This is a genomic window from Pseudomonas sp. PA-4-8C, from assembly GCF_021606625.1.
Classification (GTDB): Bacteria; Pseudomonadota; Gammaproteobacteria; order Pseudomonadales; family Pseudomonadaceae; genus Aquipseudomonas; species Aquipseudomonas lactis.
The window spans coordinates 1-13,631 of record NZ_WKCD01000137.1 but is presented as its reverse complement, the minus strand read 5'-3'; the positions used below and the strand labels follow the sequence as shown (position 1 = coordinate 13,631).

Here is a 13,631-nt window from a genome sequence, read left to right as displayed (position 1 = left end):
GCCTCACTAACACCAATACATTCACCTTTGTTCATAATTCTTCCTTTCCCCACCCTTCGATGAGTTTTTTCAATCGAAGTCGGGTGGCTGTGCCCGCAATTATCAGCTACCATTTTCGCAAATGAACATTCATGTTCGAATTCCAAGACGAAAAGATCGCGAGACCAGCCGATGAACCCTTCCACCTTGCCTGCTCCACCGCTTGCCGAAGTCTATGACGTTGCCGTAATTGGTGGCGGGATCAATGGCGTCGGGATTGCAGCAGACGCAGCCGGTCGCGGTTTGTCGGTATTCCTTTGCGAAAAGGATGACTTGGCCAGCCACACCTCTTCGGCTAGCAGCAAGCTGATCCATGGTGGCCTGCGTTACCTGGAACACTACGAATTCCGCCTGGTGCGTGAAGCCCTGGCAGAACGGGAAGTGCTGCTGGGCAAAGCGCCGCACATCGTCAAGCAAATGCGCTTCGTACTGCCGCATCGCCCGCACCTGCGCCCGGCGTGGATGATTCGCGCCGGCTTGTTCCTGTATGACCACTTGGGCAAGCGCGAGAAACTGGCAGGCTCCAAAAGCCTCAAGTTCGGTGCTGACAGCCCGTTGAAAAGCGAAATCACCCAAGGTTTCGAATACTCCGACTGCTGGGTCGATGATGCTCGCCTGGTCGTGCTCAACGCCATGGCGGCCCGCGAGAAAGGTGCGCACATCCACACGCAGACCCGTTGCGTCAGCGCCCATCGCAGTAACGGCCTGTGGGAAATGAACATGGAGCGTGCCGACGGCAGCCTGTTCTCGATCCGCGCCCGCGCGCTGGTGAATGCTGCCGGCCCTTGGGTGGCCAAATTCATCAAGGACGACCTGAAGCTGGATTCGCCCTACGGCATCCGTCTGATTCAGGGCAGCCATCTGATCGTGCCGCGCCTGTACGAAGGCGCCCACGCGCATATCCTGCAGAACGAAGACCAGCGCATCGTCTTCACCATTCCGTATCTGAACCACTTGACTATCATCGGCACCACCGACCGCGAATACAGCGGCGACCCGGCTGCAGTGGCGATCACCGAAGGTGAAACCGACTACATGCTCAAGGTGGTCAACGCGCACTTCAAGAAACAACTGAGCCGTGACGATATTGTTCACACCTACTCCGGCGTGCGCCCGCTGTGCAACGACGAGTCGGACAACCCATCGGCCATCACGCGCGATTACACCCTGGCCTTGTCCGGCGGCACCGGCGAAGCGCCGATCCTGTCGGTGTTCGGTGGCAAGCTGACCACCTATCGCAAACTGGCTGAGTCGGCCATGGCCCAACTGGCGCCGTACTTCACCCAGATGCGCCCAAGTTGGACTGCCACGGCGAGCCTGCCCGGCGGCGAAAATATGAGCACCCCTGAAGCCCTGGCCGACGCCATCCGCGCCAAGTTCGACTGGGTACCGAGCGAGATCGCCCGCCGCTGGTCCACCACTTACGGCAGCCGCACCTGGCGCCTGCTGGAGGGCGTGCAATCGCTCGCCGACCTGGGTGATCACCTGGGTGGCGGCCTGTATACCCGCGAAGTCGATTACCTGTGCGCCGAAGAGTGGGTGACACAACCGCAGGACGTGCTGTGGCGCCGCACCAAGCTTGGCCTGTTCACCACCGAGCAGGAGCAGGAAAACCTGCAACGCTACCTGTCCAAGGTCGAGCAGAGCCGCAGCAAGATCGAAGCCGCCTGACCGCCCTACCGTGTAGGAGCGAGCTTGCTCGCGAAAAACCTGAGAACGCCGCGTTTATTCAGCCTAAACGCGGCGTTTTTGCGTTTTTCGCGAGCAAGCTCGCTCCTCCAGGCTATTCGGTTTTCCGAACAAGCTCCTGTGCGCTATTCGGTTTGCCGGACCGGCCACCAAAAATATCGCCGAAACTAAAAGTTAATTTCCATATAAATCATGCAGTTATCCTTTTATTTTCGGTATGGCACGACTCATGCTCTACACTCTTCAACGATTGCCTGAGGCGCCTTAGGAGCCGTCACGGGCAGTCGCTGTACAAGAGAGCCGTTCAGCTGGCTTCATAAAAAAAACAAATGTCGAGGAAGTATTGATGCGCATCGTTCCCCATATCCTGGGCGCAGCTATCGCTGCTGCTCTGATCAGCACTCCAGTTTTTGCCGCCGAACTCACCGGCACACTGAAGAAAATCAACGACTCCGGCACCATCACTCTCGCTCACCGCGACAGCTCCATTCCGTTTTCCTACATCGCGGATGGTTCGGGCAAACCCGTGGGCTACTCCCACGACATCCAGTTGGCCGTCGTCGAGCAGCTGAAAAAAGACCTGAACAAACCCGACCTCAAAGCCAAGTACAACCTGGTGACCTCGCAAACCCGTATCCCGCTGATCCAGAACGGCACCGCGGATCTGGAGTGCGGCTCCACCACCAACAACACCGAACGCGCCCAGCAAGTTGATTTCACCGTCAACATCTTCGAAATCGGCACCCGTTTGCTGGTCAAGAAAGACAAGGAAGGCAAGCCGTCCTACGCTGACTTTGCCGACCTGAAAGGCAAAAACGTGGTGACCACCGCCGGCACCACGTCGGAGCGCATCATCAAGGCGATGAACGCCGACAAGCAGATGGGCATGAACGTCATCTCCGCCAAAGACCACGGCGAATCCTTCCAGATGCTCGAAAGCGGCCGCGCCGTTGCATTCATGATGGACGACGCCCTGCTGGCCGGTGAAGAAGCCAAGGCCAAGAAGCCTGATGACTGGGTCATTACCGGTACTCCACAGTCATTCGAAGCCTACGCTTGCATGGTTCGCAAAGGCGACCCGGACTTCAAGAAAGCCGTGGATGACGCCATTGTCGCCCTGTACAAGTCTGGCGAGATCAACAAGATCTACGCCAAATGGTTCGAAAGCCCGATCCCACCAAAGGGCCTGAACCTGAACTTCCCGATGAGCGACAAGGTCAAGGAGCTGATCGCTAACCCTAGCGACAAACCAGCGCCAGAAGTAAAAATCTGATACCTGACTAAGCTTATGTCCTGAGGGAGCCAACCCTCCCTCAGGCGTCTGTAATTACCTGCTGGTTTTAACTTGGAACACTCGACCTGGCGGTTTTCGAGCCGATCGTGTGTGCCTGGCGTTCAACGTCAGGCGGGAACGGATCTTCCCCAAGCGGGTGCTTGTACATCGATCGATCTCGAGGGGAGACCCTAATGAATTACAACTGGGACTGGGGCGTGTTCTTCAAGTCCACCGGCGTGGGCAGCGAGACTTATCTCGACTGGTACCTCTCCGGGCTGGGCTGGACCATCGCCATCGCTATCGTGGCATGGATTATCGCCTTGCTGCTGGGCTCCATTCTGGGGGTCATGCGCACTGTGCCAAACCGCCTCGTATCGGGCATCGCGACCTGCTACGTGGAACTGTTTCGTAACGTGCCGCTGCTGGTTCAGCTGTTCATCTGGTACTTCCTGGTACCGGACATGCTGCCGCAGAACCTGCAGGACTGGTACAAACAAGACCTGAACCCGACCACCTCGGCCTACCTGAGCGTCGTGGTGTGCCTGGGCCTGTTCACCGCCGCCCGTGTGTGTGAACAAGTGCGTACCGGTATCCAGGCGCTGCCACGCGGTCAGGAATCCGCGGCGCGCGCCATGGGCTTCAAGCTGCCGCAGATCTACTGGAACGTGCTGCTGCCCCAGGCTTACCGCATCATCATTCCGCCGCTTACCTCGGAATTCCTCAACGTGTTCAAGAACTCCTCCGTGGCGTCCTTGATCGGCTTGATGGAACTGCTGGCGCAAACCAAACAGACCGCCGAGTTCTCGGCCAACCTGTTTGAAGCCTTCACCCTGGCCACGCTGATCTACTTTACCCTGAACATGAGCCTGATGCTGCTGATGCGCGTGGTCGAGAAGAAAGTCGCAGTGCCCGGCCTGATCTCCGTGGGGGGCAAATAATGGACTTCGATTTCAGCGGCATCATCCCCGCTATTCCAGGCCTGTGGAACGGCATGGTCATGACCTTGAAGCTGATGGTCATGGGCGTGGTCGGCGGCATCATCATCGGGACTATCCTGGCCCTGATGCGCTTGTCGTCCAACAAACTGCTGTCCCGCGTGGCCGGCGCCTACGTGAACTACTTCCGCTCGATCCCCTTGCTGCTGGTGATCACCTGGTTCTACCTGGCGGTGCCGTTCGTGTTGCGCTGGATCACGGGTGAAGACACCCCGATCGGCGCATTCACCTCCTGCGTCGTGGCGTTCATGATGTTCGAAGCCGCGTACTTCTGCGAAATCGTACGAGCCGGTGTGCAGTCGATTCCCAAGGGCCAGATGGCGGCGGCACAAGCCATGGGCATGACCTACGGCCAGACCATGCGCCTGATCATCCTGCCCCAGGCGTTCCGCAAGATGACACCGTTGCTGCTGCAACAGTCGATCATCCTGTTCCAGGACACTTCCCTGGTCTACACCGTGGGCCTGGTGGACTTCCTCAACTCCGCCCGCTCCAACGGCGACATCATCGGCCGCTCCAACGAGTTCCTGATCTTTGCCGGTGTCGTCTACTTCATCATCAGCTTTTCCGCCTCGCTGCTGGTCAAGCGTCTGCAAAAAAGGTTTGCCGTATGATCTCTATCAAGAACATCAACAAGTGGTATGGCGACTTCCAGGTGCTGACCGATTGCAGCACTGAGGTTAAAAAAGGCGAAGTGATCGTGGTGTGCGGGCCGTCCGGCTCGGGCAAATCCACCCTGATCAAATGCGTGAACGCGCTGGAACCGTTCCAGAAAGGCGACATTGTCGTCGACGGCACCTCCATCGCCGACCCGAAGACCAACCTGCCAAAACTGCGTTCGCGCGTGGGCATGGTGTTTCAGCACTTCGAGCTGTTCCCGCACCTGACCATCACCGAAAACCTGACCATCGCGCAGATCAAGGTATTGGGCCGCAGCAAGGAAGAAGCCACCAAGAAGGGCCTGCAACTGCTCGACCGCGTGGGCTTGTCGGCTCACGCCCACAAGCATCCTGGCCAGCTCTCCGGCGGCCAGCAACAACGTGTGGCGATTGCCCGCGCCCTGGCCATGGACCCGATCGTCATGCTGTTCGACGAACCGACCTCGGCGCTGGACCCGGAAATGGTCAACGAAGTGCTCGACGTGATGGTGCAACTGGCCCACGAAGGCATGACCATGATGTGCGTGACCCACGAGATGGGCTTTGCGCGCAAAGTGGCCGACCGCGTGATCTTCATGGACGCCGGCAAGATCATCGAAGACTGCCCGAAAGAAGAGTTCTTCGGCGACATCAGCGCCCGCTCCGAACGTGCGCAGCACTTCCTTGAGAAAATCCTGCAGCACTAAAAGCAACTCGCTCCTGCCCTGTAGGAGCGAGCTTGCTCGCGAAAGACGAAAACGATAACGCGTGTATCCAGAATTAACGCGCTGCCCTTGAGTTTTTCGCGAGCAAGCTCGCTCCTACAGTTGGCAGGCGAGAAGTAGCTGACCCAAGGCATCTGTGATGAAATGCGACCCCAATCAATATCGCGCCGCGCCGCCATCACTTGCCGTGAAGCCTCGTCTGATACGCCAACTGTTCCTGCCGCCGTTGATCATCGCCCTGATGGTCGGCCTGGGTTATATCGGCTTCTGGGTCAGTGACTACTACGGCATCCGCACCCTCAGCGACAATGGCGAACGCCAGTTGGAGCTGCACGCCCGCACCGTCGAAAGCGAACTGAGCAAGTACACCTACCTGCCCAGCCTGCTGGAACTGGAGTCCAGTGTTTCCCAACTGCTGGCCGACCCGAACCAGGAAACCCGCAAGACGGTCAACGACTACCTCGAAGGTCTGAACCGCCGCAGTCGCAGCCGCGCCATCTATGTGATGGATACCACCGGCCGCGTGCTGGCCACCAGTAACTGGCGCGATGCCGACAGTTACCAAGGTGAGGACCTGTCTTTTCGCGCCTATTTTCAGAACGCCGTACGCGGCCAGCCCGGCCGTTTCTACGGCATCGGCAGCACCAACGGCGAGCCCGGCTATTACCTGGCCCATGGCCTGGAAGAACACGGCAAGATCATCGGCGTCGCCGTGGTCAAGGTGCGCCTCGAAGCCCTTGAAGAACGCTGGCAACGTGCGCGCCTTGAAGCCTTCGTAAGCGACGAGAACGGCATCATTATTCTTTCCAGCGACCCGGCGCGTCGCCTCAAGGCCGTACGCCCGCTGAGCGATGACACCAAGGACCGCCTGGCCCACAGCCTGCAATATTACTGGGCGACGCTCAATGAACTGCAACCCCTGGCCCGTGAGCGCCTGAACGAAGGCACCGAGAAACTGACCTTCCCGGCCAACACCGAAGTGGTCAACGACCAGCACGCCGTCAGCTACCTGGCGCAAACACGCCCGCTCAACGACACGCCGTGGAATTTCACCCTGCTCACCCCACTTAACGACCTGCGCCGCGCCGCGATCAACCAGGGCATCCTGGTGGCCGTCGCCTTTGGCCTGGTCGCCTTCCTGCTGATCGCCTGGAACGAACGGCGCAAGGTCATCGCCACCCGCCTCGCCGCACGGGAAGCGTTGCAGGAAGCCAACAGCCAGCTTGAGCGGCGGATCGCCGAGCGCACCGCCGACTTGCGCGCCAGCAACGAACGGCTCAAGGGCCAGATTCGCGAACGACGCCAGGCCGAAGAAACCCTGCGTCACGCCCAGGACGAGCTGGTGCAAGCCGGCAAACTCGCAGCCATCGGCCAGATGTCCACCAGCATTGCCCACGAACTGAACCAGCCGCTGGCGGCGTTGCGCACGCTGTCGGGCAACACCGTACGCTTCCTTGAGCGCGGCGCCCTGGACACCGCCAGCACCAACCTCAAGACCATTAACGAACTGATCGACCGCATGGGTCGCATCACCGCCAGCCTGCGTTCCTTTGCCCGACGCGGTGACGACCAGGGCGAGGCCAGCTTCGGCAAAGCCGTGGACGCCGCGTTCCAGGTGCTCGGCGCGCGCCTGGACAGCCTGCCGTTGACCGTGCACCGTGATTTTGCCAATGCCCAATTGCAGATCGACCAGACTCGCCTGGAGCAGATCCTGGTCAACCTGATCGGCAACGCCCTCGATGCGATGCAGGCCCAAGCGGCGCCGCAACTGTGGTTGGAAGGCCAGAGCGGCGATGGCAAATACCGCCTGTTGGTGCGTGACAATGGCCACGGCATCGATCCCGAAGCACGCAAGCATTTGTTCGAACCCTTTTTTACCACCAAGCCCGGCGAACAAGGCCTGGGCCTGGGCCTGACCCTTTCCGCGAGCCTCGCGGCCGCCACCGGCGGCAGCCTGGCCGTGGAACATCCGGCCAATGGTGGTACCGCCTTTGTCCTGAACCTGCCATTGGTGGGCGCTCAACGAGTTGAGTCGACATGAATACACAAGCCCAAGACCTCACCGTCCTGATCGTCGAAGACGACCCCCATGTACTGCTCGGTTGCCAGCAAGCACTGGCGCTGGAAGACATTACCAGCGTCGGCGTGGGCAGCGCCGAAGAAGCGCTCAAGCGCATCGGCGAAAACTTTGCCGGCATCGTCATCAGCGACATCCGCTTGCCGGGCATCGACGGCCTGGAACTGCTGACCCGCCTCAAGGCCCTGGATAAAAGCCTGCCGGTGGTGTTGATCACAGGCCATGGCGATATCTCCATGGCGGTGGGCGCCATGCGTAACGGCGCCTACGACTTCATGGAAAAACCCTTCTCGCCCGAACGCCTGGTGGACGTGGCACGCCGCGCCCTGGAACAACGCGGGCTGGCGCGGGAAGTCTGGTCGCTACGTCGGCAACTGGCCGAGCGCGACTCGCTGGAAGGCCGCATCATCGGCCGCTCGCCGGCCATGCAAAACCTGCGCGAACTGATTGCCAATGTCGCCGATACCTCGGCCAACGTGCTGATCGAAGGCGAGACCGGCACCGGCAAAGAACTGGTCGCGCGTTGCCTGCATGATTTCAGCCGGCGCCACACCCACCAGTTCGTTGCCCTCAACTGCGGTGGCCTGCCGGAAAACCTGTTTGAAAGCGAGATTTTTGGCCACGAAGCCAACGCCTTCACCGGCGCAGGCAAACGTCGCATCGGCAAGATCGAGCATGCCCATCAAGGCACGCTGTTCCTCGATGAAGTAGAGAGCATGCCGATCAACCTGCAGATCAAATTGCTGCGAGTGCTGCAAGAACGCACGTTGGAACGCCTGGGTTCGAACCAGAGCGTGGCGGTGGATTGCCGGGTGATCGCCGCTACCAAGTCCGACCTCGACGAGTTGAGCCGCGCCAGCCAGTTCCGCAGCGACCTGTACTATCGCCTCAACGTCGTCACCCTGGAACTGCCGCCCCTGCGCGAGCGGCGTGAAGACATCCTGCAACTGTTCGAGCACTTCCTGCAGCAATCGTCGCTACGCTTCGACCGCGCCGTGCCGGAGCTGGACAACCAGACCCTGTCCAGCCTGATGAGCCACGACTGGCCAGGCAATGTGCGTGAGCTGCGCAACGTCGCCGAACGCTTCGCCCTCGGCCTGCCCGCCTTCAAAAAAAGCGGCGCCGGCAGCGGCAGCCAAGGGGTTGCCTTTACCGAGGCGGTGGAAGCCTTTGAGCGCAACCTGCTCAACGATGCCCTGCAACGCAGCGGCGGCAACCTGACCCAGGCCAGCCAGGAACTGGGGATGGCCAAGACCACCCTGTTCGACAAGGTCAAGAAATACGGGTTGAGTCACTGATGGATCTGTTCTTGAAGGCTGCGCTTGGCGCCGCAGTGGTGCTGATCCTGGCGGCGCTGGCCAAGACCAAAAACTATTACATCGCAGGCTTGGTGCCGCTGTTTCCCACTTTTGCGCTGATCGCCCATTACATCGTCGGCAAAGGCCGTTCGATTGAGGATTTGAAGACCACGATCCTGTTCGGGATGTGGTCAATCATTCCCTACTTTGTGTATTTGGCGACGCTGTATGTGATGGTGGATCGAATGCGGTTGGAGGCATCGCTGGCAGTCGCTGCCGTGGCCTGGTTGATGGCCGCGACGGTGCTGGTCAGCGTGTGGGTACGCCTCCACACCTGACACAACGCGGCAGATCGTTCCCACGCTCCCGCGTGGGAATGCAGCCAACGACGCTCCGCGTCCACGCGCGTGACGCAGAGCGTCACCAGAGGCACTCCCACGCGAAGCGTGGGAGCGATCATCGCAGGCAAGCCAGCTCCCACACTCAGATCAGCGCACGATCTTGTCTACCTGAATACCCAGCTTCTTCAGGCGATACCAAAAGCTGCGCTCGGAAATCCCGATCCGCTGCGCCGCTGCCGCCTGCACCCCATTGCTCTCCTGCAGCGCCGCAAGGATGTAGGCTTTCTCCACTTCGGCCAGCGCCGCATCCAGATCCCGCGGCACCCCCGGCCCGTCGCTGAGGATCGCGGTCACATCGCCTTCGCTCGGTTTGGAAGCAAACAGATACCCCGGCAAATCAATATCCTCGATCACCGATGAAGCCGCCACGATGGTTGCGCGCTCCACGCAGTTTTGCAGCTCGCGGATGTTGCCCGGCCAGTGATACGCCGCCATGGCTTGCAAGGCCTCGGGGCTGAAGCCGGTGATGCGTTTGCCGGTGGTCGCGCTCAGGGTGTGGGCGAAGTGGCGCGCCAGGGGCGCGATGTCTTCCACGCGTTCGCGCAAGGACGGCAACGGAATCGGGAAGACATTGAGGCGGTAATACAGGTCTTCGCGAAACTCCTTGGCCGCCACCGCATCCAGCAGGTTCTTGTTGGTGGCGGCAATCACCCGTACATCTACCTTGCGCTCGCGGGGGTCGCCTACCGGCTCGATAACCCGCTCCTGCAAGGCGCGCAGGATCTTGGCCTGCAACGCCAAGGGCATATCACCCACCTCATCCAGAAACAGCGTGCCCTTGTCGGCCTGCATGAAGCGCCCTACCCGGTCAGCCACGGCGCCGGTGAACGCGCCTTTGCGATGGCCGAACATTTCGCTTTCCAGCAGGCCTTCCGGAATGGCCGCGCAATTGACCGCCACGAAGGGTTGGTCGGCACGGCTGCCATGCTTGTGGATGGCACGGGCGACCATTTCCTTGCCAGTGCCGCTTTCGCCGGTCAGCAGGATGGTGGCGTTGCTGTCACGCACCGAATCCACCGCCTGGAGCACCTGGCGAAACGCCGGGCTGTCGCCCACCAGGCTGTCGAACTGCGCATGCTCGTCCAGCTCGGCACGCATGCGCGCGTTGTCGCGCATGATGTCGCGAAATTGCAGGGCCTTGGCCACGGTGATGTCCAGCTCGTCAATGTCGAACGGCTTGGCAATGTAGTCATAGGCGCCGTTACGCATCGACTGCACGGCGTTTTTCACCGTGCTGTAGGCCGTCATCACGATTACCGGCAGGGTCGGATAACGCACCTTGATCTCGGCCAGCAACGCCGGCCCGTCCATGCCCGGCATGCGCCAGTCGCTGATGACCAGGTCGATGTCCTCCTCCCCCAGCACCTTGAGCGCGTGCAGGCCATTGCCCGCGCTGAACACCTGGATGCCGTTCTGGCTCAAGGCCTGGGTCAGCAGATCACAGAGCTTGGGCTCGTCGTCGACCACCAATACGTTATGCGTCATGCCCGTCCTCATCTTCACCGTCGTCTTCACCGTCAGCCGGAATGTACAGGCTGAAGGTCGCGCCGGCATCTTTCTCGCTGGCGCATTCGATGCTGCCGTCGTGACTTTCCATGATCGAATAGACTTTGGCCAGGCCCAGGCCCGTGCCCGAGGCCTTGGTGGTGACAAATGGCGTAAAGATACGCTCCACCATGTCCGCAGGGATGCCCTCGCCGGTATCGGCGATGCTGATCACGGTGTTGTCGCCCACGCTGCGAATGCCCAGGGTCAGGCGCCCGCCGTCGGGCATCGCGTCGATGGCGTTGAGAATCAGGTTGAGACAGGCCTGTTTGAGCTGCTTGGCATCGGCGTAGATCGTCGCGCCAGGCGCCTGGTCGTCGATATGGGCATCAATGCGATGGCTACTCAGCTCCGGGCCGCAGAAACCGAGGATTTCTTCCACCAGGGCGCGTGCCGGTTGCTGCACGCGTATCGGCGGGTTGGGCTTGGCGAAATCGAGGAATTCGGTAATCAGGTCGTTGATGCGGCTGACTTCGCTGATGACATATTCCAGGTGACGCTTGTCGGTTTCCGCCAGGTCAGCGCGCCGATGCAACAGTTGGGTGGCGGTCTTGATGATGCCCAGTGGGTTGCGAATTTCGTGAGCCAGGCCCATGGCGACTTCACCCAGGGCATGCAAGCGGTCACGCCGACGCAGTTGGGCTTCCAGATGGTGCAACTCGCCCAGGCGTTCGGTCATGTGGTTGAAGGTGCTGCTCAATTGCGCCAGTTCGTCACCGCCACTGACCACCACACGGTGCGCATAACTGCCCGAGATCACCGCATCCACGCCCTGGGACAAATCGCGCAGGGGCTTGGTCAGGCGCCGCGACACCAACAACCCGGCCGCCAGTGACAGCGCCGAGCTGACCAGGAAGATCAGCACGAACAGGTTGCTCTGGTTCACCAACCCCACCAGGCTGGTGTGGCGTAGCAGGCCGCTGAAGATCACGCCTTGCAACTCGCCGGCGTCATTGAAAATCGGCCAGTACAAACCGCTGTATTGGTTAGTGAACTGTTCGCTGGGCTGCTTGGTGCTACGTAGGTAGGCCTCGACATTCTTGGGGATGCGCGAGGGGTGATTGGCGAAGCGCTGGGTGGAAAATATTTCGGAAAACCCTGCAGGGTTGGCCAGGTACAAACGCAGGTCGAGGGAATGCACATCGGCCACGCTGGTGAGGAAACTGCTGTCTAGGTAAGTGGCGACCAGCAACAGGTAATCCACGCCGTCACGGCTGGTTTCAAAGGTGGACACCACCAGGCCCGTGCTCACGCCGGCGACCTGCACGGTTTGCAGCACCGCGTTGCTGGTGAGGTTAATCTGCCTGACGATGTCATCGGCGGCCGTGCTGAACATCACTTTGCGGTCGCTGGTGCGAATCAGCGCGACCACGTCGATATCGGTGGCATCGGCAATGTCGGCGGTGAGCCGGTCATGCCGCTCGGCATTTTTGGACGATGGCGGGCTGGTGTAGCGCAGGAACAGCTTGGCCATGCGTGCGTTGTCGTGAAGGATGTCGCCGATTTCGTCCTTGACGATCTTGGTCGACTCTTGCAGCCAGATCCGCACGTTACTGTCGAAAATCTGCGACAGCGTGGTGGCGGCCAGTTCAGCCGCGATCATGGTGGGGATCACGCTGACCAGCCAGAACGCCAGCACCAGCTTGCGCTGGACGCTCCAACGCGAGATGGCAAAGGGGCGGGCTTTCTGGCGGGTCTTGGTAATCATCAGGTTTCGCTTATCGCAGCAGCCATGGCAGGGTCGGAACGATCCGGTCGAATAAACAGTTTTACAAGCTTGAGCAGGCCGTTGACCAGCCGGTTGCGGTGGCGGAAGAACAGGCTGTTGCCCTCGAACTCGCACCCCAGGCGCAGTTTACTGGCATACCCGGCCTGGCCGCACTCGTACACCGGAATACAGTGTTCAATACAGTAGTCGACATTGGTCAACCAGCTACGGAAGTACAGGTTGTACTCGCGGCTGAACTCAAGGTCATGACCAAAGAACTTGTCCACCAGCCGATGCTCATCCAGCAGGATCAGGTTGAACGCCACCAGGCGCTCGTCCACCCAGTACAGAACACAGACCGCCCGCTCGTGCAGGTGTTCGAGTACCCCCGTGAAGTAACCGGCGGGCAGGCGTTCGAACTGCAAGTCTGCGCGCGCAAGCGTGGCTTCATATAGGCGCATGACCTCGGGCAGCACGTCATCGATATTGCGCCGCCACTCGACCCGCGGCCCTGGTGCGCGCAGTTTGCGGCGCAGGTCCTTGCGCGTGGATTTGCCCAGCGACCCCAGGTAGGCATCCACCGAGCCATAAGGCAGCGGCAACACCCCCGTGGGCAAGCTGGGCATGCTTTGAAAACCTGCGGCAATGCAGCTCTGGGCCCAATGCGGGTCATTGGTGGGCGCATCCTTGACCGCCAGCAAGCCGATACCGAGCGCGTCGGCATCGCTGCGCGCAGCCGCCAGTAATTGCTGCAACAGCAACGGGCGCTGGGATTCGGGCACATGGCTGGCGACACCGGCATCACAGCGTTCAGCCACCGGCGAACCGATGGCGTACAACGCCAGTTGCAAAACCCCCGGCCACAGCCGCTCCAGGCGCTCGGTCAAGCGCTTGCCGGCCCCCGACACGGTGGTGTCGAGGCGATAATGGGTGACGAACGCGGCCGCCACGGCCACCAGCGTTTGATCCTCAAAGACCGCCAGGTAACGCCACTGGAAGTCATCGATCGCGGCGTTTTCCACGGCCAGGTAATAGTCCCAATCCTCCAGGGCACCGGGAAAACAATCGTTCCAGGCATCGCGCTGGATAGCCCGGATGGTCGGGTAGGCTTGGGTGGTTATCACAGATTGCCCTTATTTCTCGATCCAATGTGGGAGCTGGCTTGCCTGCGATGCAGGCGCCTGGGTACGTCAGGCAGACCTCAGTGATGCCATCGCAGGCAAGCCAGCTCCCACAGGGG

The 13,631-nt window shown here is 60.5% G+C and carries 12 protein-coding genes; 8 read left to right on the top strand and 4 right to left on the bottom strand.

The features are described 5' to 3' along the window. A partial coding sequence (locus GIW04_RS18975; RefSeq protein ID WP_236479122.1) for a hypothetical protein occupies window positions 1–185 on the bottom strand: 185 nt, incomplete at its 3' end. Here GIW04_RS18975 and glpD point away from each other — a divergent pair. The 8 genes from glpD to GIW04_RS18935 all read left to right on the top strand — a co-directional run bounded on the left by glpD (window position 172) and on the right by GIW04_RS18935 (window position 9,075). Then, window positions 172–1,710 carry a glycerol-3-phosphate dehydrogenase gene (gene glpD, locus GIW04_RS18970; RefSeq protein ID WP_034135821.1) on the top strand — a complete coding sequence of 513 codons (1,539 nt, stop codon included), beginning with the start codon at window positions 172–174 and terminating at the stop codon, window positions 1,708–1,710. The two genes, GIW04_RS18975 and glpD, sit on opposite strands and share 14 nt — an antisense overlap. Window positions 1,711–2,074: 364 nt before the next feature. Further along, window positions 2,075–3,001, top strand: coding sequence for a glutamate/aspartate ABC transporter substrate-binding protein (locus tag GIW04_RS18965; RefSeq protein WP_003188957.1), 927 nt, complete (start codon window positions 2,075–2,077; stop codon window positions 2,999–3,001). 194 nt (window positions 3,002–3,195) lie between these two features. Next, window positions 3,196–3,942: an amino acid ABC transporter permease gene (locus tag GIW04_RS18960; RefSeq protein WP_003188956.1), complete on the top strand. Its 747-nt coding sequence runs from the start codon at window positions 3,196–3,198 to the stop codon at window positions 3,940–3,942. Beyond that, entirely contained in the window at window positions 3,942–4,613 is a 672-nt protein-coding gene (locus tag GIW04_RS18955; RefSeq protein WP_003188954.1) for an amino acid ABC transporter permease, read from the top strand. The genes GIW04_RS18960 and GIW04_RS18955 overlap by 1 nt, the downstream gene beginning before the upstream one ends. Further along, window positions 4,610–5,344: an amino acid ABC transporter ATP-binding protein gene (locus tag GIW04_RS18950; protein ID WP_003188952.1), complete on the top strand. Its 735-nt coding sequence runs from the start codon at window positions 4,610–4,612 to the stop codon at window positions 5,342–5,344. Before GIW04_RS18955 ends, GIW04_RS18950 begins: the two co-directional genes overlap by 4 nt. 157 nt (window positions 5,345–5,501) lie before the next feature. Further along, window positions 5,502–7,403: a sensor histidine kinase gene (locus GIW04_RS18945; protein WP_120247569.1), complete on the top strand. Its 1,902-nt coding sequence runs from the start codon at window positions 5,502–5,504 to the stop codon at window positions 7,401–7,403. Beyond that, window positions 7,400–8,737, top strand: a complete 1,338-nt coding sequence (locus tag GIW04_RS18940) for a sigma-54-dependent transcriptional regulator (protein WP_003188948.1) — start codon at window positions 7,400–7,402, stop codon at window positions 8,735–8,737. Before GIW04_RS18945 ends, GIW04_RS18940 begins: the two co-directional genes overlap by 4 nt. Further along, the gene (locus GIW04_RS18935) at window positions 8,737–9,075 is read left to right on the top strand and encodes a GlpM family protein (RefSeq protein WP_034135823.1); all 339 of its coding nucleotides are present in this window, start codon (window positions 8,737–8,739) and stop codon (window positions 9,073–9,075) included. The genes GIW04_RS18940 and GIW04_RS18935 overlap by 1 nt, the downstream gene beginning before the upstream one ends. Window positions 9,076–9,225: 150 nt before the next feature. On the opposite strand, the gene GIW04_RS18930 is transcribed toward GIW04_RS18935, so the two are convergent. Genes GIW04_RS18930 through GIW04_RS18920 form a run of 3 tightly spaced genes read right to left on the bottom strand, consistent with a single transcriptional unit; the run spans window position 9,226 to window position 13,515 of the window. Beyond that, on the bottom strand, window positions 9,226–10,623 hold the full coding sequence (locus GIW04_RS18930; protein ID WP_014717128.1) for a sigma-54-dependent transcriptional regulator: 1,398 nt from the start codon (window positions 10,621–10,623) through the stop codon (window positions 9,226–9,228). Beyond that, window positions 10,613–12,391 (bottom strand): sensor histidine kinase, encoded by a 1,779-nt coding sequence (locus GIW04_RS18925; protein WP_034135825.1) that lies wholly within the window; start codon window positions 12,389–12,391, stop codon window positions 10,613–10,615. Before GIW04_RS18925 ends, GIW04_RS18930 begins: the two co-directional genes overlap by 11 nt. Next, window positions 12,391–13,515 carry a GNAT family N-acetyltransferase gene (locus tag GIW04_RS18920; protein ID WP_003188941.1) on the bottom strand — a complete coding sequence of 375 codons (1,125 nt, stop codon included), beginning with the start codon at window positions 13,513–13,515 and terminating at the stop codon, window positions 12,391–12,393. Before GIW04_RS18920 ends, GIW04_RS18925 begins: the two co-directional genes overlap by 1 nt. Between the last annotated feature and the right edge of the window lie 116 nt (window positions 13,516–13,631).